The sequence below is a fragment of the Herbiconiux sp. genome (genome assembly GCF_023264895.1).
Lineage (GTDB): Bacteria > Actinomycetota > Actinomycetes > Actinomycetales > Microbacteriaceae > Herbiconiux.
The window spans coordinates 30,825-51,884 of sequence record NZ_JAHFUY010000001.1 but is presented as its reverse complement, the minus strand read 5'-3'; the positions used below and the strand labels follow the sequence as shown (position 1 = coordinate 51,884).

Below are 21,060 nucleotides of genomic sequence, written 5' to 3'. Positions count from 1 at the left end.
CGGCACGCCCTCTGCCGCCAGCCGCCTGATCAGCGCCCAATCTTCCAAAGTGATCACTCTCCAATCGTCGAGTGTTCACTTTTCACCGCCACAACTGTCCAGTTTTCAACCGCCGCCGACAACCATGCAAGTCGAGCCGTCGCATCGGGTGAACTGTCGGAGTTGTTCGAGCTGTGGGAAGAAACTGACGAGCTAGACGAGTGGCTTCTTCCGGCTCGAGAGACCGTCGCGAAGCTGACCTCCTGAAACCCAGCCGGAAGTGCCAATGAAAAAGCAGGGCGGCTGACGGTCGGCGGCGTGCCCCTTACTCGATGGGCGTCACGGCGTCGTGCAGCGATATGCCTGCTCTGCGATCTCTTCGTGCAAACCGGAACTTCACGTCGGGGCTCCATTCCCGGCTCTCTCCTTGCGGCGATGGATATCCGGCAGCGCGAGGGTCCGCGAGCCACATCGTGCGGAAGTCACCCGCTCCTGCTTCGAAGCGCACCAGAGCGAGCCCGCTGGGTCGGTCAGCGGACACGACCTCGATCCAACTCGAATGCTTGTATGTCGGGATGTTGAAGTCGTACCGAGCGAGAGGCAAGGCGGTCCGGTGGGCAGGGTCCAAAGAGATGGGCGACTGAACGAACACGTGAAAGGCTGACTCGACCAGACGCTCCCAGTCGTCATGAGCGTCCTCGTCACGCCAGCTGAGGAGCGCTCGGTCAGCTACCGGCATCAGTGTCAGTATCGACTCTCGGAACGTGGCGATCAGCTCGCTGATCTCGAATGACACCATGCCCTCTGTTTGTCCCACATCATGAGCCTACGAGAGTCGGCTATGTAGCTACGACCCACGACGCAAACCACCAATCGCTCGGCTCCTGGGCGGCAGCTATGGCCGTGGTTACGCGAGCGTGGACAACGTCCAGAGGTTCAGCAACGTGTCGAACTGGTGCCAGCCGCCCGTCCGGCCCACCATCGCTGTTTTCGAGGCGACCAACCCGGATGAGACCCAGGTCGAGCAATCGAGCGAGGCTCTCGAATGCCGCACTCACGGCGTCCGGCGTAGGTCTGTCCTTGGTGCTCTCGATCAGCCCGAGGTCGAACAGCATTGAGACGGTGTGCACGTCGTCAATCTCGGCATCACGAAGTAACGCAAGCTCGCCTTCGGTCAACGCCGTCTCGTCACTCATTTCCACACAGCGTAGGCCTTGAACGCAGGTGCAACCGTCGAAGCTGGTGCCGGTAGCGGCGATCCTCCCGGGGCCTCACTGTGGCAGCGCCCAGACTGCCGTCACTTGCGGTGTAGACAGCTGTCGATTACTTTCGGCGCATGAGAGCTTCGTCACTGGTCTCCGCGGTGGTTCTGGGAGCAGCGCTCACCGGGGTGCTCACCGCGTGTGCAGCCCAGGACGAGTTGCCGGCCTTCTCGCAGCCGCAGGAAGAACGCGACCGACTGCCCACCGACGGCACAGCGGACGTGCTGGATTCGGTGGAGGAGGCGTCCACTCGCTTCCTCTGGGAGGACGAGACGGGCACGACGTTCTATGCGGCTCGGGGCACGGGGACCAGCGACGGATACAGCTGCCTGGTGATCTTCGCCGGCAGCGAAGGGCACAGCGCCTGCGGCGGCCTCCCCATCACGGTCGGACTCGGCGGCCAGCCCGAGTACATGCTCAGCGTCACCGTGGGTGGCGACAGCGACGAATGGATCGAGGTCGCTGACAACCTCTACGTCGCCAGCGACGCTGCGGAACAGGGACGGTAGACGATCGCGCCCCGCGCCGCCCATCCTCGCGCCGGTGTAACAATCGAGGCGCCTCGGGGCACTACGGGGTATGGAGAGAGTGAGCTCACGGGACGGCACCACTCAATGGGAGCTGGCTCGGGCAGGTGACGAATCGGCCTTCGGGGCGATCTTCGACGCCCACCGAGACCGGGTGTTCCGCCACGCGTACCGTTTCGTCGCCGATCGCCACGACGCAGAGGACGTCCTGGCGACGACGTTCCTCGAGCTGTGGCGCCGACGGGACACGGTAGGGCTGGTCGATGGGTCTGTGCTGCCGTGGCTGCTCGTCACCGCATCGAACACCGCGCTCAGTTCGCGCCGCGCTCGGCAGAGATACCAGAAGCTTCTCGGCAGGATCCCCCACGACGAAGCCCTCCCCTCGGCGGAGGAGGAGGCCTTCGCCCGCCAGGAGACACTCGACTCCCGTCTGCGCGAAGCGCTGCATCGACTCCGAGACATCGACCGCGGCCTCGTGGCGCTGGTGATGCTCGAGGGCTACCCCACCGCCGAAGCTGCAGCCGCCCTCGGCATCACTCCCGGCACGGCTCGCACCCGCCTCTCCCGAGTGCGCACCCGGTTGCGGCTCGAACTCTCCCCCACAAGCGCCCCCGCACTCCCGACCGAAGAGGCCAGCTCATGAACAGCTTCTCCCCCGGACCTGAATTCTCCAGCGCCCTGCGAGGTGCCCTGCTCGAGCAGGTCGGATCGCGAACACCTGCACGCAGGCGACGCTGGTGGCTCGGCGTCACCGTGCTCGGGATCGCAATGGTCACCGGCACCGCGGGCATCGCGACCGCGAAGCTCCTCACCCCGCCGGGTACCCCGATCATCCATGCCCTTGCGGATCCGGTCTCCGGATCGTTCACCGGCACCGGGACGCTCGATCTCGGCCCAGTCCCCGCCCACGCCACCGGAATCTCCGTCACCGTGACCTGTCACACAGACGGCACGTTCAGCTTCGGATCGTTCGGCAGTCTCTCCTGCGCCGAAGGATCCACCACGGATGCGTGGGGCACGGTGCCGCTCGGCCTCGATCAACAGGGCACGATCACGCTGGAGACGACACCAGAGGCATCCTGGTCGATCACGGCCCACTACGTCGAGACGATTGACACGGACTGGGGAACCAACGCATCCGGAGAGACCTTCGGGGCGCCGAAGGCCGATGGCCTCGAGAACCCGGACCTCGTGCCGGTCACCGCCCTGAACTGCACACGCGGGTACGCACGGCACGACGACCTCTATGCCGTGAACGACATCACCGAGATGACGTGGGACGAGGGCATCGCCTTCGTCAACGGGGCCAACCGGCTCGACCGGTACATCCCCGTCTATGAGTCCGACGGCACGACCGTCGTCGGTGAGTTCCTCATACCCGGCACCGACAGCACGCCGATCTCCCTCGACTGCCCCTAGGCAGCGGAGTGCGGGGGCGCAGTCGGCAGTCACCTGCTCCGCCCGGTGAAGGATGCCGCCTGCCGGCCTCGGTGCCGGCCACGATGCGCTGAGCACGGGACTCGCGGACGTCACCGACGCCCGGGCACGCACACGGGGACAACCGGCGGTCGCCGGCACCGTCTACGCTGGGGGCATCCGGGGGGAGATGGCGTGGCGACAGAGGACAGTGGGGCCGAGGCGGTGCGCATCGGGGGCGACGTGACCGGGGCCGAGGTCGGGGCTCGCGAGGTCATCCGGCTCGGGATCGTCGATGATCACGAGTCGGTCGCGCTGGGAGTGCGGGAGGCGTTCCGCGACGACCCGAGCGTCGAGGTGGTCGCGTCGGCACCGACCGTCGACGGGCTGATCGCCGCGCTGGGGGCGGTCGACGTGGAGGCCCTCGAGGTGGTGGTGCTCGACCTGCGGCTGGCCGACGGGTCGTCGCCCGTCAGCAACGCGGAGCGGCTCTCGGAGCGGGGAGCACGGGTCATCGCCTACACCTCGGGCGAGCACCCGCAGCTGATCAGGCTCGCCGCCACCAGCGACGTGATGGCGCTCGTGCGCAAGTCGGCACCCATGAGCGCGCTCGTCGATGCGGTCAAAGGGGTGCGGCGGGGTGCCCACCTGCTCTCGGCCGACCTCGCGGCGGCCATCCACTCCGACCCGCGCATCCGGAGCGCCGGCCTGAGCCCGCAGGAGGTGAGGGTGCTGCAGCTGTTCGCCGACGGAGTGAAGTCGCAGGTCGTCGCCAGCGAGCTCGGCATCGCCCCGGGCACCGTCGACGACTACGTGCGCCGCATCCGCTCGAAGTACAGCGCGGCAGGGCGGCCCGCGCACACCAAGATCGACCTCTACAAACGGGCCGTGGAAGACGGCCTCCTACCGGTCCCGCAGCTGTGAAGCAGAGCGGTCGCGCGCGGCCCGGGGTGACCGAGCGGCGCTTCACCCGCACCATGGTGCTCTGCCTTGCCGCGACCGCCGTCGCCTTCGGGGCGGTGGTCACGGGGCCGATCCTCACTCAGTCGGGCTTCGAGACGCCGCTCTGGGCCGTGGCGTCGCTCCTGATCGTGTTCGGATCGCCGGTGGCCACCGCCGTCGCCGCCCTCGCCGGCTCGGATCGCGGTGTGCGGGCCGGGCTCGTGCTCACCAGCGCCGGATTCGTGGTGCTGCTGCTCACCCTCGAGCTCGGCCTCCGCTCGGGCACGCTGCCGCCGGAGGCCGGGGCGCCCTGGATCCTCGGCATCACGCCGCTGGCCGCCGCGACCGCTGCCCTCGTGCTGCCACCGCTGGCCGCCTGGGGCTACTCGCTGGCCCTCGCCGCCCTCGTCGCGGTCGCCCGGATGCTCGCCTTCCCCGAGTCGATCGCCGACGTGGCTCTGCAGGATGCCCTCGTCGCCCTGCTGCTGCAGTCGGTGTTCGCAGGTCTCACGCTCGCCACGCTGCGGGCGGCCCGCTCGCTCGACGCGGCTGCCACGGCGGCCCGAGCCCAGGCCGTCGCCGACGCCCAGGCCGAGGCGCGCGCCCGCGAGCAGCGGCACACGGATGCCCTGATCCACGACACCGTGCTGGCCACGCTGCTCCTCGCCGCCCGTGGGTCATCCGGTGCCCCGGACCAGCGGGCCGCCGAGCTGGCCCGCCGCGGGCTCCAGCAGATCGAGCAGCTGGCCGCCCCGACCGTGGCGGCCGGCCCGGTGGGAGGCCAGGAGCTCGTCTGGCGGGTGCAGGCGCTGACCACCGATCTCGACCCCTACGCGGAGTTCGTGTGGACGGTCGCCTCCGAGCTCGAACTGCCGGCGATGGTGGCGGATGTCGTGGTCGACGCGGTCGCCGAGGCCCTCCGCAACTCCCTCCAGCACGCCGGCGCCGAGGGCGTCGCCCGCACCGTCGTGGTCGACGTGCGCGATCGTGAGCTGCACGTCGCCGTGCTCGACGACGGCGCCGGCTTCGACCTCGCGGCGGTGCGCCCCGACCGTCTCGGCATCCGGCTCAGCGTCACCGAGCGGCTCGCCGCCCTCGCCGGCGGCCGCGCCCTCGTCTCGTCGCAGCCGGGCGAGGGCACGAGCGTCGTGATCGGGTGGCGGGCGGATGCGGCGGGTTGACCGGGCGGCTCCCGTCGACCTCGCCGCGCTGGTGGGCATCCCGGGAGCCGGTTCGAGCATCCTGCTGGCCGTCTACCTGGTGACCGTCGTCACCCTTGCGCTGAGCGCCGGCGGCGCGCCCATGCGCAGCTGGTCGGGCTGGGCGGCGCTCGCGGTGGTCGTCGCCGCCGCCGTGGTCGCGGTGTCGGGGCGCACCCATCCGCTGCCGCTCGCCAAGACGCTCGTCGTCGTCGGGGCGACGACCCTCGCGAGCATCCTGGTGCCGCTCGAGCTCGACGCCCGCATCGGCAACGGCTACTCCACCTGGCAGATCCTGGCCGGCACCCTGCTGCTGCTGGCGCTGGCCGTGCGCGGCCGGATCGCCGCCGCCTGGAGCGGGTTCGCCGTGATGGCCGCGCTCACCGCCCTGTGGACGACGGTCGACGGCGCCGGCCCCGTGACCGGCCTGCTGATGGTCGCGCACGAAGCCGTCGCCCTGCTCGCCGGCACCCTCTTCGCCGTCGGGCTCGCCCGGATCATCCGCCCCCTGGCGGAGCTGCACCGCCTCGAGGCGTCGCACGCGGCCGCCGCCGCTGCGGCGCAGGAGTCACAGGCCGAGCGCACGATCCAGCTGCAGCGCCTGACCGGGCCGGTGCGCGACGCGATCGCCCGGATCGCCACGGGCGAGCCCTCGACACCGGATGATCGAGCGGCCTACCGCACACTGGAGGGCGGCCTCCGCGACTCCATCCGCGGGCGTCTCCTGGCGGTGGAGCCGCTCACCGCCGGTGTCCGCCGGGCGCGCCTCCGCGGGGTCGACGTCTCGCTCCTCGACGACACGGGCCTCCGCACGGCCGACGGGGTGGAGGATGCCCGCGACGCGGTCGTGCGCCGCGTGGCCGAGGTGCTCGACGGGGTGACCGCGGGCAGCGTCACGGTGCGCCTGACGGCCACCGGCGCGGAGCTCGCCGCATCCGTCGTCATCGGCAGGCCCGACGGTTCGATGCACCGCGAGCTCGTGCGGAGCGGGCGCTGAGGCGCCTCCGACCTACACTGGCCGCATGATGAGCTCCCACAGCAGTGCCTCGAATGCCGACCTGTTCCGAGCGTCGATCGCCGCGATCGACGCCGAGCACCCGCTGCGGTCGCCGTGGCACTACGACCAGAGCATCACCGGCCCGCGCCTCGATCGACTCGACGCCAAGACGGCCTACTTCGCCGACTACATCCAGTACCTCGAGCAGCGCCTCGCCGCCCTGGAGGCCCGCCTCACCCAGGGCTGAGCCGGATCGAGGAGCACGGTCAGGGTTTCCGGGTGGCCGACGGCCACACGCTGAGCCCCGCGATCCCGATCACTGCGAACACACCCAGGACCATCCAGTTCTGGATGACGAGTCCGACGATCATGAAGGCGACGGCGATGACGACCGTCATGGCGGCTGCGACCCGGTACAGGGTCGATATCGATGCGCTGTTCATACGGATTGCCCTTCGCTCCTGTTTGCTTCTGACTGCTTCTGCTTGCTCCTGCTTCGAGGGTAGGGAGCCCGCCGGCTCGGCACATCCGTCTGACGACGGAGAGCTGAAACTCCTCCCCCGCGCAGACCGGCACGACGCGGGGTGGGTCTTTCGGGCGAGTTATCGGCTCGGGACTGACGCTGCGGGAGGTGCGACACCGACGAGCGCCTCGGACACCGCCCAGAGGCGGTGTGCCGCATCCGGATCGAGCGCGTGCCGCATCACGCCGTGGACTCCGTCGACGATGCTGTCCACGACCTGCGCGGGCCCGCAGTCCTCCCAATACGCCGGGGCACCCATGCCGAGCTCGGCCCGGGTGGCGACGAACACGGTCGTCGCCGCCCCCTGCTCCACCGTCTTGACGCCGTCGGAGTACCGACGCTTCATGTCGGCCAGCACCGCTGGGTCCCAGTGGCGCTGCAACCCGGTCCAGATCCCCCCGGGCATCACGGCCGCAGCCGCGATGCCGTCGTCGTGCCATCGCCTCGTCGCCTCGATGCCGAACAGCACGTTCGCACTCTTGGACTGCCCGTAGGCCAATCCGGCGTCGTACCGCCTCATCCGGAAGTCGAGGTCATCGAACCGGATGCCGCTCGCACCGTGGCCACTCGACGACAGGGAGACGACTCGAGCTCCCTGAGCGTCGGCCAGCGCCCGGTGCGGACGTGTGGCCAGGGCGAAGTGACCCAGATGGTTCACCCCGAAGTGCCACTCGTGACCCCGTGCCGTGCGCTGTTCGGGGACGTGCATGACGCCGGCGTTGGCCACCAGCAGGTGCAGCGGGCCCGACCATTCGCTCGCCAGGCGACTCACGGAGTCGAGGTCGGCGAGGTCGAGCTGCAGCACGCGGAGATCCGCGGCCGGATTCCGCGCCCTGATCTCCGCGGCCGTCATCCGGCCCGCGTCGACGTCCCGCACCGCGAGGACGACTGCTGCGCCGGCCTCGGCGAGAGCCCGCGCAGTCTCGACACCGATCCCCGAGCTGGCGCCCGTGACCAGTGCGGTCCGCCCGTGCAGATCGATCCCCTCGACCACGTCGAGAGCGGTCGAGTGCTCCCCGAACCGATCCGAGTCGTCAGCGACGGGGTTGCCGGTGGCGCGGTCGGGTCGCGGCCCCGGCTGGATCCTGGGTCCCACGATCAGCCGAGTCGGACGGCGGCGATCCCGCCGTCGACGTCGATCGTGCTGCCGTGCACGAACGCGGCTTCGCCGGAGACGAGCCAGCGCACCGCGAAGGCGATGTCGATCGGGCGGACGGGGCGCCCGGCGACCGTCCCGGCCGTCATCGCCGCGAGCACGTCGGCGCTCTCGGCGTTTCCGGGCGTGCTCGTCGCTCCGGGAGCGACGGTGGTGACGCCCACGCCGCGCGGCCCGAACTCGGCCGACCAGGTGCGGGTCATCTGCTCGAGGGCGGCCTTGGACGCCGTGTACGCGGCGCCGAAAGGGACCCCGACGCGCGCCATCCATGATCCGATGTTGACGATCGAGCCCGAGCCGCGCTCGGCCATGGCGGGGGCGAGAGAGGCGACGAGCACGTGGGGTGCCCGGATGTTGGTGGCGAGGACGGCGTCGAGATCGGCGTCGGTCAGGTCGGCGGTGGGGCCCACGGGGTAGATGCCGGCGTTGTTGACGAGCACGTCGACGCGCCCTCCGAGTGCGGCCTCGGCCGCGGAGGCGATGCGACGCACCTCCGATGCGCTCCCTCCCAGGTCACCGACGACGGCGTGGGCGCGACCGCCCACCTCGGTGATGGCGCGCACGACGGCGTCGGCGCGGTCGGCGCTGCGACCGCTCACGACGACCTCGGCTCCGGATGCCGCGAGCACGCGGGCGATCGCCTCGCCGATACCGCTGGTCGAGCCGGTGACGAGAGCGGTCTTGCCTGCCAGGCGGGTGTCGGGAACGAGGGCCTGCAGTTCTTCCTGATTGGACTTCATGGTCCATTCTTAGCAGACAATTGGACCAGATGGTCCAGCGAGGTAGGATCGTCGTGATGGACGACATGAAGCTGACAGCGCGGGGCCGCGCCACCCGGCAGCGCATCATCGAGGCCACGGGCGAGCAGATCCTCGCCTCGGGCATCGGCGGCACGACCCTCGACACCGTCCGGGCGGCGACCCTCACGAGCAAGAGCCAGCTGTTCCACTACTTCCCCGGCGGCAAGGCCGAGCTCGTGCGCGAGGTCGCTGCCTGGGAGGGCGCGCAGCTCCTCGCGGCGCAGCAGCCGCACGTCGACGACCTCGGCTCCTGGGAGTCGTGGAGCGCGTGGCGCGCGGCCCTCGTCGACTACTATCTCGGCCTCGGCCGTTGGGCCTGCCCGATCGGCTCGCTCGCCACGCAGGCGGCGGCCACCGATCCGGAGCTCGAGCGCGTGATCGCCGAGAGCATGGGCGCCTGGCGCGACCTGCTCTCGGCGGGCGTGCGCAAGATGCAGGCGTCGGGCGACGTCGACGCATCAGCCGACCCCGAGCGCATCGCGATGGTGATCCTCACCGCGGTGCAGGGCGGCCTCGTCATGAGTCAGCCGCTGCGGTCGGCGTGGCCGCTCGAAGCAGCGCTCGACTCGGCCCTCGATCCGCTGCACCGCGTTCGCGTCGGATCCGAAGGCGCGTGATCCGATGCCCGCAGGCGGTCAGCGGCCGGCGAGCTGCGCGACCACCGGGGCCAGGGCGTCTGCGGCGTTCGAGCCGATGACGACGTAGGAGAAGCCGGATTCCTCGCGTCGGCGCTGGAGCTCGTCGACAGCTGCGGCCGGGTCATCCGGGAGGTACGCGAGGGAGCCGGCAGCCCGGAGCTCGGCGGGCCGGGTGTCGGGCCCCGTCATGAACGGGGCGACGGTCTCGCCGACCACGGAGACGTGCAGAGCGAGCACGATGTCCCGGATGCCGCGGAACTCGCGTGCGATGGCCTCGATCTCGTCGCGGGGGTCGGCGGGCGTCGTGGCGATGGTGACGATGTCGGCGACGTCGGCCGCGAGGGTCCGCGCCCGGGGGCCGCGCACGGCCATGGCCACGGGCGTGTGCACATCCGCGCCGTCGAGCCGCCGCAGTTCGTCGACCACCGCGCGGATGCGATCGAGGCGCTCGCCTGCAGTCACCGGCGGCAGGCCGAGGTCGCGCACGAGATCCTCGATGCCCGGGCGCCCCGTTCCGATGCCCAGGTCGAAGCGGCCCTGCGTGAGCTGCGTCAGCGAGTGCGCCTCCCACGCGACGTCCCAGGCGGGGCGCAGGGGCGAGGCGTACACCCAGGTGCCCACGCGGAGGTCGGAGATGCTCGCCGCGACAGCCAGCGTCGGCGCCGGGGCCGGCTGCCAGCCCGGGACATCCGGCATGAGCACCGTCGAGTAGCCCTGGCCGGCGATGCGTCGCACCTGCTCCTGCCACGCGGTCATGCTGCCCACGACCGGCGCGACGACGCCGAAGCGGAAGGGCCTGCGCACCTCGGGCATAGCTGACGCCTCCCTCTTCACGACTCCGTGTGCCCGCCCTCGGGTACACACAGAGCGAGCGTCTCACGCGGTCTCGTGGACGTCTACCAGCCAGCCCGCGTGTGAAGGCCGGCGGCGCTCCGGCGGCGGGTCGGCGGCGAGCGCCGCTGCAGGTGCGAGGGGCTCGGCAGCGTCCGAGCGCACTCCTCGAGCGGGAGTCAGGATCGCCGAATCCGGAACCGGCACGATCTCGATCATGTAGCGAGAGGGCGTGGTTCCGAGAGACACCCCGTCGCCCACCTCGCGGCCGACGAAGGGCCATGCTTCGCCCTCCGCCGGCATGACAGCATCCGGTGGCGCGCCATGGCCGGGACGGCGCAGGGACCGACGCTCGACGACGTCGACCACGACCGCGTTCACCGCGATGACCCTGCCGCGTACGCTAACCGTGCAGGGCCCCCGCAGCCGTGGTCTGGGAGCGGTCGGCGAGGCGGCGGTCGTACTGCCCGGGGCGAAGGCGCGCCCGGCGAAGGAGCATCAGCCCGGTGACGATGATGACCGCGTGGAGGGTGATGAACACGAGGTTGTTCAGCAGCGAGTAGCCCTGGCTGATCATGTAGATGTCGTGCCCGATCCCCCGCACGAGCGACAGCCCGCACAGCAGCAGGACCAGGGGTTCGAACCAGCGGGGCACGAACGACGCCGCGATCAGGAACACCCCGAGCACGAGTTCTTCGAGACCGAACATGAACAGGTAGTCCACGAAGCCCTGCCAGCCCGGACCATACACGGCCCCGTCGAAAGCCGGGACGAGCTGCGTCACCCGCCCGGTGTTGATCGCGGGGATGAACGTGGACCCGAGGATGAGATAGACGAGGCCTACGCCCCGGAACCACCATGTCAAACTTTTCATGAGTGCACTGTAACATTAACCATTACGGCGCACTACTCAAAGTGTGCCGAAGCGCGATGAGTGGAGTGGGAACGATGAACAGTGCAGGTGCGGCGACAGAGAATCCCGTCGGTCAGGCGACAACCGAGGTGCGCCCTGCGTGGGGGCTGTGGGGTGGGTCGGCGATCACTCTCGGCGGGGCTCTGCTGTTCGTCGCCACACTCATCGAGGTGCCACTCTGGCAGGAAGAGACCCTCAATCCCGGCTTGCTCGCGGTGTTCACCGTTCTGTTTCTGGGGAGCACGGTCGCCCACGCTGTCGCGATGATCCCCTTGTCCGGCGGCCGGACCGGCTCTGACGGGATCGTCGGCCGGTCGCTCGTCGGCCGGGTGGCGCTGCTGGGGTTCGGTGCCGTGTTCCTGACGATGCAGACGGTCTACTACACCGTCACCTACGCGCTCCCTGCCGCGGATGACTACTCCGGTGTGCTGGCGCTGACCACGGTGCTGGGCGTGGTCCAGCTGGCGCTGCTGCTGATCGGGTCGCTCGTGATCATCAGGGCGGGGGTTGCGACGGGGGCTGCCCGCTGGGCGTTCCTGGCGCTGACCGTCGTCGCGATCATCACCGGGGCGACTGCGAACACGACCGAGAGCACGGAGATCGCGACGGTGGCTCTGCTCTGTTCGACGGGGGCGCAGATCGTCGTCGGGCTGGTGCTGGCGACCACGCGGAACCGGGCGAGGTAACGTCGAGTCATGGCTCGCGCGTACAGCTCTCCTCGCCGGACGGCGGAGGCCGCCTCGACCCGTGCTGCGATCATCGCGGCCGCGTCGACGCTGTTCGTCCGGGACGGATACGTCGCGACATCGTTGAAGGCGATCGCGAAGGAAGCGAACGTGGCCGTGCCGACGGTGCAGCTGCAGGGCAGCAAGCATTCGCTCCTGATCGCAGCGTTCGAGGTCGCGTTCGCCGGCGATGAGGGAACCCATTCCCTCGCGGAGCGGGCCGACGTGGCCGCGATCATGGCCGAGCCCGACTTCGCGACCGCGATCGACCGGTACGTGACGTTCCTGGACGACGCCAACCAGCGCGCCGCCGGCATCATCCGGGCGATGGGCGCGGCTGCAGACGCAGACCCGGCAGCACGCGCCGCCTACGACGAGCTCGAGCAGCGCCGTCACCGGGACATGCTCCTGGCCGCGGGCTGGTTCGCCAGCAGGAACCGCATCCCCGACGACCGCATCCCCGACGCCGCCGACATCCTGGGCTACATCACCGGCGCCGATGCCTACCTCCACTTCACCCACACCCGCGGGTGGACCCGCGACAGATGGAAGGCTTGGACCGCCCACCAGCTCACCCACCTCGCCGAGCAGCTCCCTCAGCCTGCGGAGATCACCGAACCCGCGTAAGCGCGATCTCGACGTCGTCGACGAGACCACGCGCCCCTGTCGCGGCGGCGATCGACTCCCCGACCGCCGCACTCCTCCCGGCGAACGCGCGGTCGTCCAGGACTCGGTGCACTGCGGCCCGGACCTGGGCAGCGGTGGGCCGGCCCGTGCGGAGGTTCACGCCGACACCCGCCCATTGCACGCGGGCAGAGGTCTCGACCTTGTCCTCGGAATCTCCTGCGATCACGATCGGCACCCCGAACCGCATCGCCTGATGCAGACCTCCATATCCCCCGTTGGTCACGAAGGCGGAGGTGCGCGGCAGCAGCACGTCGTAGTCCAGATACGACGCCGCGAATGCGTTCGCCGGCAGCTTCGGAAGCGCGTTCACGTCAGCGCCGCCCGCCGACACCACCACCTGCACGTCCTCGTCCGCCAGCGCCTCGAGGGTGGGTTCGATGACCTCGGAGAAATCGGTGTTCGCCACCGTCCCCTGCGTGACATGCACCAACGGCGCATCCGGTTTCAGCCGCCCCCACCAGTCCGGCAACGGACGCGGCGAGGCCGCCGGGGACACCATGGGCCCGTAGAAGCGCAGGTTCTGTGGGCCGTCGCTGCGGGGGTACTCGAATTCGGGCACCGTGAACTGTGCCAGCACGTCGCTTCGTCCGAGCACATCCATGAAGAACGCGCCCTTCAGCCCTGGCGCCCCCACGCTGGCCAGGAACCGGTCGAGCGCCTGGTGCGCCGGACGGAGCACCATCTTCGCCGATCGATTCAGCACCGCATCACGAACCCGCCCCCACCCGCGGTTCTGGAGGGGCACGATCCCCATGCCGTACGGCGGGCAGTCCCTGCTGGAGAACCCGGCCGGGCCGATCCCGCACATCACCGTCAGGGGCCTCTCCCCCGCCGGTCGCCCGAACAGCGCCTGCACCCCTAGGAAAGTCATGTCGTGGAACACCACGTTCGCCGACTCCCGTTCAAGGAGCTGCAGCACGCGGCCGGCGGCCGAATAGGCGGGACGCACGAACGCCTCCTCGACACCGCGATTGATCGTCGCGAGACCCCGGTTGCGCTCACCCTCCCCCACCGCATCCAGCGTGTCCGCCTCGGGCGGGAGCTCGACGAACTCCACCCCGGCCGCCTCCACCTGGGCCCGGTAACGGCGCCCGGTGAGGAACCGGACCCGCCACCCGCGCCGCAGCAACTCGCTCGCGACGACGAGCAGCGGCCCCACATGCCCCACCGCCGGCATGCTGCACACCAACGCCGACCGTCTCTCACCCATCACGTCCCCCTCACCACGTATTGACTATGTCATAAACATAGCCAATTTATGCGGGCAGCATGGCGAAAAGGCAAGGGCTTGCCCCGTTGCCGGTGTGACGTACTGTGAGAGCTGCAGTTCTTCTCAACGCTCGACTCGCAGCGGTGTGGCCGAACGGTCGATGGCGATGAAGGGCCGCAGTTTATGTTGGACGATTTCAGCTTGAGGGTGATCTTCGCCCTCAACGCGGTCACCCTCCTGGCGCTGTTCACCTCGTCGTTCCACCGGACCCGGTCGCGCTACAGTCTGGGCTGGACCGCGGCGCTGGCCTTCCTGCTGGCCGGATCCGCACTGTTCCTGTTGATCGGCACCTCCGCGCAGGCGTGGGCCATCCCCGTGGGCAACGCGCTCACCGTCGTGGGTCTGGTGTGGGCGTGGTGGGCGGTCCGGTCGCTGAAGGCGCGCTCGCTCCGATGGTGGCACTTCGCCGTTCCGGCCGTCGTCGTGGGCATCGTCACGGTTCTCGACGATCCCGCCGCGAACGATCTGGCCGGCTTCCTCGCCGTGGCCGCCGTCAGCGCCGTGGTGATGGGTCTGGCGGCCCGCGACCTGTTCCTGCTCGACGGCCGCATCTCCCGGTCCCGGCGTTCTCTGCTGACCGCCGCCACGGTGCTGTCCATCTACTACGGCCTCCAGGTCGTGGTGCACCTCGCGGCGCTGGGCGGCGTGATGGCGCCCGCCGTGCTGACGAGTGATGCGACGACGACGGTCATCACCCAGCTGGTGCTCGTCGTCGTGTCGTTCAGCATGGCCGAGCTCAGCCACGACGAAGCCGCCAGGCGCCTGCGTGCGAAGACATCGAGCATCACGCGCGAACTGAGCGAGGGCGCTCAGGTGCAGCGGAACCTCATGCCGGATCGCCCCCTCACCGGCGACGGCTTCTCGGTCGCGGGCGTCTGCGTGCCCAGCCGCACCCTCAGCGGTGACTTCTTCGACTGGGAGGACACCGGAGATCACCTGGTCATCACCGTCGGTGACGTCATGGGCAAGGGTGCGGGGGCCGCGATGCTCGGCGCGACCGTGCGAGCCGGTCTCCGCCTGGCGCGCACCGACGATCCGGGAACCACGGTGCCGCGCATGATGAAGGCGGTCGGCGACGACCTCGCGCGCAACAACTCGTTCGTGACGCTCTTCCATGCCCACCTCGACCACGGAACCGGACGGCTGACGGTGCTCGATGCCGGCCACGGACTCGCCGTCGTGGTGCGTCTGGATGGCAGCCACGAGCCGATCCGATCGGCCAACCTCCCGCTCGGCCTGAACAATCTCGCTGCCGCGGACAGCACCGGCTGGACCACCCAGACGCGGTCGCTCGAGGTCGGCGACAAGCTGCTCGTCTTCAGCGACGGTGTGCTCGACCTGTTCGACGGGTCGCTCGCGTCGCTGGATCTCGCCGTGGACCTCGCGCTGGCACCCCCCGCCACCGGAACGACGTCGGAGAGCGCAGTCGACAGGGTCCGAGCTCTCGCCGAAAGAGCCGATCGTGAAGACGACGTCACGGTCGTCACCCTCGACCGGCTGGCGCCCCGGCCGCCCGACCTCCCGAGCGTGCGCACCGCCGAGAGCCTGGACGACTGCGCTCGAGCCTAGGCCCACCGCTGGCACGTTCCGCCGCACGGGCGGCCGGGCTATCGGGCTACTCGGCGACGACCTCGAAGCCGACGTCGAGGGTGGCGCAGCTGCCGGTGTCGTTGCAGGTCGAGTAGTCCCAGTTGCGTATGTTCACGTACGCCCGGCCGGCGGGAAAATCGGGCGGGAGATCGACGGTCACCTCGAACGATCCGTCGAAGGGCTCGGCGGTGGTGACGGAGATGGGCGGCTGCTCGGCGTGACCCACCACGACCGTCCAGCCCTCCGCGGGGACATCAGCGCCGCAGACGTCGGCCGACGCGAGAACGATCGGCTCACCGGCGACGGCAGGGGACGGCGAGACGGTGATGTGAGGGAGACAGTTCTCCTGCGCACCGCCGATGAGCGAGCATCCGCTGAGCAGCAGCAGCAGCGGCACCGCCAGCGCCACGACCCCCACCCTGACCCGACCGCCCGTCATGCTGACAACCTATCCGAGCCGCTGATCGCTTTCCGGGGTTCTGGTGGAGGGTGGTCGTATGACCGTGGAACGCGCGACCGCCATCATCACCTCACTGCTCGACGGACGGTGGCTCCGGGACGAGGCGACGGCATCGGCGCAGCTCGCCGAGCTCGGCTTCCCGGTCAGGCCGGGAACGGAGACCGAGCTGTCGCCAGGCCTGATCCAATGGGAGCTCGAAGCCACCGCGGGGATCGAGCAGCCGTCGTTGTCCAGCCTGGAGGGGAAGCCCACCACGGTCAATTTCTTCGTGGGGGCTTCGCCGGAGCCCGAGAGTGCGACGACGAGGTCGGCCTATGAAGCCCTCATCGCCTCACTCGACCTCACCCTCGGCGCACCTGAGCGGGTGTGGCCCGATCAGCCCACGCCGGTCCTGTGGCGGAACGGGGACCTCGACGTGGGCATGCAGCTCTTCGACCGGCGCGACGCGAGCGTGGTGATGGTGTGGATCGAGCATCGCCTGCGCAGTCAGGACGCTGAAGCACGAGCACAAGCCGACGAAGGTGCCGGCTGAGGAAGCAGGTCACCCTAGTTTGGCCGAGAGTGATCTTCTTTTCGGCTCAGCCGGGTCGAACGGCGTAAAGGTTCCGGTCATGCTTACTGCAGGCAGGCAGGCAGGCTGGCGACCAGCGTCAACGGTGGGGATCGGCACCGTCATCGGCCGGCCGGGACGGCTTCAGCCCCACGACCACGAAGGTCAGCGCCAGCACGGCGAACGGCAAGGCGAACACCCAGTTGTCCATCGCGACACCCAGGGCAGCGGCGAGGGCGATGAAGGCGGCTCCGACGCCGAGGTACACACGGTTGCTCTCTTTCGCATCATCCATGCTTCGACGCTAGGCAACGAGCGGACGTCGCGCATCCGCCTCCCGACGGATCTCAGGTGCCGGCACGGTGGAGGACGCCGCGACGGTTCGCGGCCCGGACCTCGAGGTGGCGGCGGAAGTGGGAGACGGGCAGCACGAGCAGCACGTTGGACTCGGAGGTGTCGATCGTCAGGAAGCCGAGTCTGTGGGCCAGCGAGAGGGACGGCTCGTTGTCGCGGTGGATGACCGCGGTCACCACTCGCGCGTGCACGGAGTCGAACGCGAAACAGATGAGCGCCGTGCAGGCCTCCGTCGCGTAGCCGCGGCCCCGGTGCTCGGGGTGCAGGAGCCAGCCCGCCTCGACCATGCGCACCTCCGGGGCGATCGCGCGCAGCTGCAGGGAGACATCACCGACATACTGACCATCTCTCTCGACCGCGAGGGCGAGGATGTCGTCGGCCTGACCGAGATGGGTGTGGTGCATGCGGTCTCGCAGGTGCATCCGGGACTCCGCGCGAGTGCGCGCGGGCCAGGACAGGTATCGGACGATCGTCGGGTCAGACGTGATCTGGTGCCAGGATTCCTCGTCACCGGGGGCGTAGGGGCGCAGTGTCAGGCGCGCCGTGGTCATCCGCGGGGCCTCGACCGGGACTTCGATGGGCCGACCTCGAAGGAATCGGGGCCGGTGGACGACTCGCATGGGCGCCTCCATTCGCTGGGGAGGCTTCCCACACACTCCCTCCCGACGACATCGCCCAGCGGGTTGACCTTCATCGGCGATGGTGCTTGCGGCGCGCGAGGAGCGCTGTGACGGTACGGTCCACCTCAGGGAAGTGCAGAGAGCGAAGGCGGTGCGACCCGGATGAAGGTGGAGCAGACGACGTTGATCCGCGTCTCCGACGACGAGTTGGCCGACCTGGAGCGCAGGGTTCGCGCCACGCGCTGGGCTCCCGAGTGGCCTCTGCAGGGGTCGACCGCCGGCACGGACCCTCGCGTTCTGCGGCGGCTCGCCGAGTACTGGGCCGACGGGTTTTTCTGGCCTCCGCAGCAGCAGGCGATCGACGAGCTGCCCTCGTTCAGTGCCACGCTCGACGGCACGGAGGTCCGATTCCTGCGGTTCGAGCCCGAGGGCGCAGGGGCCGGCGGCCTCCCGATCATCCTGACCAACGGCTGGCCGAGCTCGATGCTGGAGATGGTCGAGCTGGCGCGGAGGCTGGCGGCGCCGGCCCGCTACGGTCTCGCCGGCACCACCCCTCGCACCGTCATCCTGCCCGCACTGCCCGGGCTCCCCTTCTCGCCGCAGCGCCCTCAGCTCGGTGTGCACACGCACGAGCTGTGGCACCAGCTGATGCACGACGTGCTCGGCTTCGAGCGCTACACCGCTCACGGTGGGGATCTCGGAGCCGGAATCACGTCGCGTCTCGCGCAGGCGCATCCGGAGGCCGTCGCCGGGATCCACCTGATGGCGGTCGCGGGGCCCAGCGATCCGGATGCCGACTCGCTGACACCTGCCGAGCAGCAGTACCTGAGCTCGGCCGCCCGGTGGACCGCCGACGAGGGCGCCTACGAGCACCAGCAGCAGACCCGCCCGCTGTCGTTGGCGCCGGCCCTCTCGGATTCGCCGGTCGGTCTGCTTGCGTGGATCCTGGAGAAGTACACGGCGTGGAGCGACTGCGGCGGCGACGTGAGCACGCGCTTCAGCGACGACGTGCTGCTCACCCAGGCGTCGGTCTACTGGTTCACGAACTCGATCTCCACGTCGTTCCGCCCCTACTTCGAGTTCGCGCAGGGGTATCCGGGGCCGATCACCGCGGTCGAGGTGCCGACGGCCGTGGCGGTCTTCCCCTTCGACCTCGGCAGGCCGCCTCGGGAGTGGGCGGAGCGCACCTACGCGCTCGAGCAGTACACCGTGATGCCGCGGGGCGGGCACTTCGCCCCGCACGAGGAGCCCGACCTGCTCGCGGCCGACATCTCGGCGTTCCTCGGGCGCCTCGACTAGTTGCCGCCCGAGTTCGGCGAACGTCGTGGAGCACGGCCGCCGAGGCGTACGGCGTCTAGGTGGCTAAGAGCGCAGTAGTCGATCCGTCGAAGTAACGCGAGTGCGTCCGCCGGATCGTCTCGAGGGAGTCAGCGTTGAGGGAGGCGATCTCCCAGTCGCCGTCCTCACGCTCGTTCTCGATCTCGATGCGGCGGAGAAGAGCATCGCGATGACCGGAAGGGCCATCGAACTCTTGCACCCGTACTTCACGAGAGCGTCGGTTGTATTCGACCAGGAAGGCTGGCATCTAGTGCGCGTCCCTTCGTGCTTCTCGATGCATATCGATCAGCAGGTCTCGTAGTTCGTCCAGTCCAGAACGGAGATCGTTCTCCCGACCTCGCTGTGCCTGCTGCATTCGTTCCAATCTAGCTCTAGTTTCCGAGAGTTGCGCCGCAGCCTTCTCGGTGTCATGAGCAGGAACGTGCCCCAGGTTCTGTTCGGCCTCGTGAATGGTCAGCGCAAGCCGTTGAATCTCGACTGCTGAGTCTTCCACGCGTGCGATGCCGACGCACGAGATGCGTTGCATCGATCGGACGATCTCGGCGCTGGAAGCAGCTTCTGGGATCGCCCCGTACCGGATACTCCGACCCAGGACATCGCCGGCGGCCTCGTAGGCGTTGGCCCAGGCGCTCTGGAGGTGAGTGCGGACCTGAACCTCGACGCGCGCATCCAGTCTGAGCCAGAGGTGAACCGCACGATAACCAGAATGGTCACCCTCCCGAAGATCGTGGACGGCTGCCTCATCGTGGTCGAAGCAGCCACGGATGGCAGTGATGACCGCATCCTGCTCAGCCAACGTCATCTCGGCTTCGAATCGCAATCCGGCAACATCCTGGATGTTCGGCAGCTTCATGCTGCGCTGATCGCGCAGCCTGTCGCGAAGGGTGTCGATCGTCTTGACTCGAGACGTGATCTCAGGTCGCCGCTCTCCGAGCAATGGCGTCCAGTCCACGTTCTCGATGACGCTCTGTACGTCGGTCAACACGTCGGCGTACCAGACCATAGCCTGAGAATATGAAGGCGTTCCTTCCGGCACTGGCCGATCATCGCGGATGCAGTCGCCGAGCTTGCGCAACCTCTGGGCGGGCCAGGGACAGCTAGTCATCCCCGGGAGGCTACCGCCCAGTCGGGAGCGGCCGTGCTGAGTAATTTGGTGCCACCCAATGCGGGTCGGAGAGCACGAACGCCCGCAACTCCAGTTGCCCTAGCGCAACTCTGGTTGCTTATTCGCAACTCTAGTAGCAGAATTGGTGAATGGATCTCGAATCCCCCCTCCGCACGATCGCCAACCCGGTCGAAGCCGAGGCGCTTCGTGTCCTGGCCGGAGCGGACACCGAGTTCAGCGCGTCGCAGGTTCATCGACTCATCGAGACTGCGTCGCCCTATGGAGTGCGCAAGGCTCTCGCGCGCCTCGCCGACGCCGGCCTCGTCCTGCCGACATCCCGCGGCAACTCGACGTTCTGGCGCGGGAATCGACAGCACGTTCTCTGGCCTGCGATCGAATCGGCCGTCGATGCCCGTCGGGTGCTGCTCGAGCGTCTGCGTGACGAACTGGCCAAGCAGGACGGAGTCGCAGCGTACCTCTACGGATCATTCGCGAGGAGGTCAGCCGGCCCCCAGTCCGACATCGACATCCTGATCGTGTATCCGGATGACACCTCGGAGGAAGCCATCATCGACTTCGCTTCCGGCCTCAGCGAGCAGATCACGGCGTGGACCGGCAATGAGGGGCACCTGTACAACGCGACGCGCATGTGGCTCCACGAGGCGATCGAAGGCTCCGACCCCGTCATGATGTCCGTCCGCGAAGATGCAGTGGCGCTGGTGGGCCCCGAGTTCGAGCAGCTCCTCCGGGAGCCCCACTCCGCGAGGCTCGCGAATGCCTAAGCACAGCACGGTGAGCCTGGACAGAGGGGGAGCTCGGGCCAGGCTGCAGGAGGCCCGCGTCTATCTCGCCATGGCCGAACTCGCCGGACCAGGCAACGCCGCCGAGAACAAGGTCGCCGGATCCAACGCGATTCTTGCCGGCATCGCTGCAGCCGATGCGATCTGCGGGCTCGTGCTGGGAGAACGCAGCGCCGGCGATGACCATGCTCAGGCCATCAACCTGCTCAAGAAAGCCATCCACCCGTCGACCAAGTCCGCCACCAGTCTGAAACGGCTCCTCACTCAGAAGACGCCGGTGCAGTACGGTGCGGATGCCATCAGCGCGAGCGATGCGGCCAACCTGATCCGATGGGCGCGCGACATCCTGCAGGAGGCCGAGACCAAAGACCGGTAGTG

General features: G+C 69.1%; 29 protein-coding genes and 1 pseudogene. 16 read left to right on the top strand and 14 right to left on the bottom strand.

From position 1 onward, the window contains the following. Positions 1-246: pseudogene (locus Q0D57_RS00310) on the top strand (hypothetical protein); the annotation flags it as partial. 58 nt (positions 247-304) lie between these two features. On the opposite strand, the gene Q0D57_RS00305 reads toward Q0D57_RS00310, so the two are convergent. Continuing rightward, positions 305-778, bottom strand: a complete 474-nt coding sequence (locus tag Q0D57_RS00305) for a hypothetical protein (protein ID WP_291036492.1) — start codon at positions 776-778, stop codon at positions 305-307. Between the two features lie 40 nt (positions 779-818). Further along, a complete protein-coding gene (locus Q0D57_RS00300; RefSeq protein WP_291036490.1) occupies positions 819-1,175 on the bottom strand; it encodes a hypothetical protein in 357 nt (118 codons plus the stop codon). Positions 1,176-1,315: 140 nt separating this feature from the next. Here Q0D57_RS00300 and Q0D57_RS00295 point away from each other — a divergent pair, with 140 nt between their 5' ends. From Q0D57_RS00295 to Q0D57_RS00265, 7 genes are all read left to right on the top strand, one after another. Continuing rightward, positions 1,316-1,750 carry a hypothetical protein gene (locus Q0D57_RS00295; protein WP_291036488.1) on the top strand — a complete coding sequence of 145 codons (435 nt, stop codon included), beginning with the start codon at positions 1,316-1,318 and terminating at the stop codon, positions 1,748-1,750. Positions 1,751-1,829: 79 nt separating this feature from the next. Further along, positions 1,830-2,411, top strand: a complete 582-nt coding sequence (locus Q0D57_RS00290) for a sigma-70 family RNA polymerase sigma factor (protein ID WP_291036486.1) — start codon at positions 1,830-1,832, stop codon at positions 2,409-2,411. Then, positions 2,408-3,187 (top strand): hypothetical protein, encoded by a 780-nt coding sequence (locus tag Q0D57_RS00285; RefSeq protein ID WP_291036482.1) that lies wholly within the window; start codon positions 2,408-2,410, stop codon positions 3,185-3,187. The genes Q0D57_RS00290 and Q0D57_RS00285 overlap by 4 nt, the downstream gene beginning before the upstream one ends. A gap of 192 nt (positions 3,188-3,379) precedes the next feature. Next, on the top strand, positions 3,380-4,108 hold the full coding sequence (locus Q0D57_RS00280) for a response regulator transcription factor (protein WP_291036480.1): 729 nt from the start codon (positions 3,380-3,382) through the stop codon (positions 4,106-4,108). A 26-nt stretch (positions 4,109-4,134) separates the two neighbouring features. Continuing rightward, complete coding sequence (locus Q0D57_RS00275; protein WP_291036477.1) at positions 4,135-5,307, top strand: ATP-binding protein; 1,173 nt, start codon at positions 4,135-4,137, stop codon at positions 5,305-5,307. Beyond that, the gene (locus Q0D57_RS00270; protein WP_291036474.1) at positions 5,294-6,322 is read left to right on the top strand and encodes a hypothetical protein; all 1,029 of its coding nucleotides are present in this window, start codon (positions 5,294-5,296) and stop codon (positions 6,320-6,322) included. Before Q0D57_RS00275 ends, Q0D57_RS00270 begins: the two co-directional genes overlap by 14 nt. A 25-nt stretch (positions 6,323-6,347) precedes the next feature. After that, entirely contained in the window at positions 6,348-6,569 is a 222-nt protein-coding gene (locus Q0D57_RS00265; protein ID WP_291036472.1) for a hypothetical protein, read from the top strand. A gap of 19 nt (positions 6,570-6,588) precedes the next feature. Here the strand turns inward: Q0D57_RS00265 and Q0D57_RS00260 are convergent, their stop codons facing one another. The 3 genes from Q0D57_RS00260 to Q0D57_RS00250 form a co-directional block, all read right to left on the bottom strand. Beyond that, the gene (locus tag Q0D57_RS00260) at positions 6,589-6,765 is read right to left on the bottom strand and encodes a hypothetical protein (RefSeq protein WP_291036470.1); all 177 of its coding nucleotides are present in this window, start codon (positions 6,763-6,765) and stop codon (positions 6,589-6,591) included. 159 nt (positions 6,766-6,924) lie between these two features. Beyond that, positions 6,925-7,941: an SDR family NAD(P)-dependent oxidoreductase gene (locus Q0D57_RS00255; RefSeq protein ID WP_291036468.1), complete on the bottom strand. Its 1,017-nt coding sequence runs from the start codon at positions 7,939-7,941 to the stop codon at positions 6,925-6,927. 2 nt (positions 7,942-7,943) lie between these two features. Beyond that, entirely contained in the window at positions 7,944-8,741 is a 798-nt protein-coding gene (locus Q0D57_RS00250; RefSeq protein ID WP_291036466.1) for an SDR family oxidoreductase, read from the bottom strand. Between the two features lie 56 nt (positions 8,742-8,797). Between Q0D57_RS00250 and Q0D57_RS00245 the strand changes: the two genes are divergently transcribed. Then, on the top strand, positions 8,798-9,418 hold the full coding sequence (locus Q0D57_RS00245) for a TetR/AcrR family transcriptional regulator (RefSeq protein ID WP_291036463.1): 621 nt from the start codon (positions 8,798-8,800) through the stop codon (positions 9,416-9,418). A gap of 18 nt (positions 9,419-9,436) precedes the next feature. On the opposite strand, the gene Q0D57_RS00240 is transcribed toward Q0D57_RS00245, so the two are convergent. The 3 genes from Q0D57_RS00240 to Q0D57_RS00230 form a co-directional block, all read right to left on the bottom strand. Further along, positions 9,437-10,252 carry an LLM class flavin-dependent oxidoreductase gene (locus Q0D57_RS00240; RefSeq protein ID WP_291036461.1) on the bottom strand — a complete coding sequence of 272 codons (816 nt, stop codon included), beginning with the start codon at positions 10,250-10,252 and terminating at the stop codon, positions 9,437-9,439. A 63-nt stretch (positions 10,253-10,315) separates the two neighbouring features. Beyond that, complete coding sequence (locus tag Q0D57_RS00235; RefSeq protein WP_291036460.1) at positions 10,316-10,651, bottom strand: hypothetical protein; 336 nt, start codon at positions 10,649-10,651, stop codon at positions 10,316-10,318. Between the two features lie 22 nt (positions 10,652-10,673). Then, positions 10,674-11,144 carry a BphX family protein gene (locus tag Q0D57_RS00230; RefSeq protein ID WP_291036458.1) on the bottom strand — a complete coding sequence of 157 codons (471 nt, stop codon included), beginning with the start codon at positions 11,142-11,144 and terminating at the stop codon, positions 10,674-10,676. A gap of 74 nt (positions 11,145-11,218) precedes the next feature. Here Q0D57_RS00230 and Q0D57_RS00225 point away from each other — a divergent pair, with 74 nt between their 5' ends. Together Q0D57_RS00225 and Q0D57_RS00220 are read left to right on the top strand one after the other, a co-directional pair. Then, positions 11,219-11,869 carry a hypothetical protein gene (locus Q0D57_RS00225; RefSeq protein WP_291036456.1) on the top strand — a complete coding sequence of 217 codons (651 nt, stop codon included), beginning with the start codon at positions 11,219-11,221 and terminating at the stop codon, positions 11,867-11,869. Between the two features lie 9 nt (positions 11,870-11,878). Beyond that, positions 11,879-12,535 carry a TetR/AcrR family transcriptional regulator gene (locus tag Q0D57_RS00220; protein WP_291036454.1) on the top strand — a complete coding sequence of 219 codons (657 nt, stop codon included), beginning with the start codon at positions 11,879-11,881 and terminating at the stop codon, positions 12,533-12,535. Here the strand turns inward: Q0D57_RS00220 and Q0D57_RS00215 are convergent. Next, complete coding sequence (locus Q0D57_RS00215; protein WP_291036452.1) at positions 12,519-13,805, bottom strand: nucleotide disphospho-sugar-binding domain-containing protein; 1,287 nt, start codon at positions 13,803-13,805, stop codon at positions 12,519-12,521. The genes Q0D57_RS00220 and Q0D57_RS00215 overlap by 17 nt on opposite strands. A gap of 207 nt (positions 13,806-14,012) precedes the next feature. On the opposite strand from Q0D57_RS00215, the gene Q0D57_RS00210 reads away from it, so the two are divergent. Next, positions 14,013-15,434, top strand: a complete 1,422-nt coding sequence (locus Q0D57_RS00210) for a PP2C family protein-serine/threonine phosphatase (protein ID WP_291036494.1) — start codon at positions 14,013-14,015, stop codon at positions 15,432-15,434. 46 nt (positions 15,435-15,480) lie between these two features. Here the strand turns inward: Q0D57_RS00210 and Q0D57_RS00205 are convergent, their stop codons facing one another. Then, complete coding sequence (locus Q0D57_RS00205; protein WP_291036450.1) at positions 15,481-15,894, bottom strand: hypothetical protein; 414 nt, start codon at positions 15,892-15,894, stop codon at positions 15,481-15,483. Positions 15,895-15,952: 58 nt separating this feature from the next. Here Q0D57_RS00205 and Q0D57_RS00200 point away from each other — a divergent pair, with 58 nt between their 5' ends. Further along, complete coding sequence (locus Q0D57_RS00200; protein ID WP_291036444.1) at positions 15,953-16,447, top strand: hypothetical protein; 495 nt, start codon at positions 15,953-15,955, stop codon at positions 16,445-16,447. 118 nt (positions 16,448-16,565) lie between these two features. On the opposite strand, the gene Q0D57_RS00195 is transcribed toward Q0D57_RS00200, so the two are convergent. Together Q0D57_RS00195 and Q0D57_RS00190 are read right to left on the bottom strand one after the other, a co-directional pair. Then, positions 16,566-16,760, bottom strand: a complete 195-nt coding sequence (locus Q0D57_RS00195) for a hypothetical protein (protein WP_291036442.1) — start codon at positions 16,758-16,760, stop codon at positions 16,566-16,568. Positions 16,761-16,812: 52 nt separating this feature from the next. Further along, entirely contained in the window at positions 16,813-17,370 is a 558-nt protein-coding gene (locus Q0D57_RS00190; RefSeq protein WP_291036441.1) for a GNAT family N-acetyltransferase, read from the bottom strand. Between the two features lie 231 nt (positions 17,371-17,601). On the opposite strand from Q0D57_RS00190, the gene Q0D57_RS00185 reads away from it, so the two are divergent. Then, the gene (locus Q0D57_RS00185; RefSeq protein WP_291036440.1) at positions 17,602-18,738 is read left to right on the top strand and encodes an epoxide hydrolase family protein; all 1,137 of its coding nucleotides are present in this window, start codon (positions 17,602-17,604) and stop codon (positions 18,736-18,738) included. A gap of 55 nt (positions 18,739-18,793) precedes the next feature. Here the strand turns inward: Q0D57_RS00185 and Q0D57_RS00180 are convergent, their stop codons facing one another. Beyond that, the gene (locus Q0D57_RS00180; RefSeq protein ID WP_291036438.1) at positions 18,794-19,024 is read right to left on the bottom strand and encodes a hypothetical protein; all 231 of its coding nucleotides are present in this window, start codon (positions 19,022-19,024) and stop codon (positions 18,794-18,796) included. After that, positions 19,025-19,780 carry a hypothetical protein gene (locus Q0D57_RS00175; protein ID WP_291036434.1) on the bottom strand — a complete coding sequence of 252 codons (756 nt, stop codon included), beginning with the start codon at positions 19,778-19,780 and terminating at the stop codon, positions 19,025-19,027. A 251-nt stretch (positions 19,781-20,031) separates the two neighbouring features. On the opposite strand from Q0D57_RS00175, the gene Q0D57_RS00170 reads away from it, so the two are divergent. Together Q0D57_RS00170 and Q0D57_RS00165 are read left to right on the top strand one after the other, a co-directional pair. Then, entirely contained in the window at positions 20,032-20,664 is a 633-nt protein-coding gene (locus tag Q0D57_RS00170; protein ID WP_291036432.1) for a nucleotidyltransferase domain-containing protein, read from the top strand. Next, positions 20,657-21,058 (top strand): hypothetical protein, encoded by a 402-nt coding sequence (locus Q0D57_RS00165; protein ID WP_291036430.1) that lies wholly within the window; start codon positions 20,657-20,659, stop codon positions 21,056-21,058. The genes Q0D57_RS00170 and Q0D57_RS00165 overlap by 8 nt, the downstream gene beginning before the upstream one ends. The last annotated feature ends 2 nt before the right edge of the window (positions 21,059-21,060 follow it).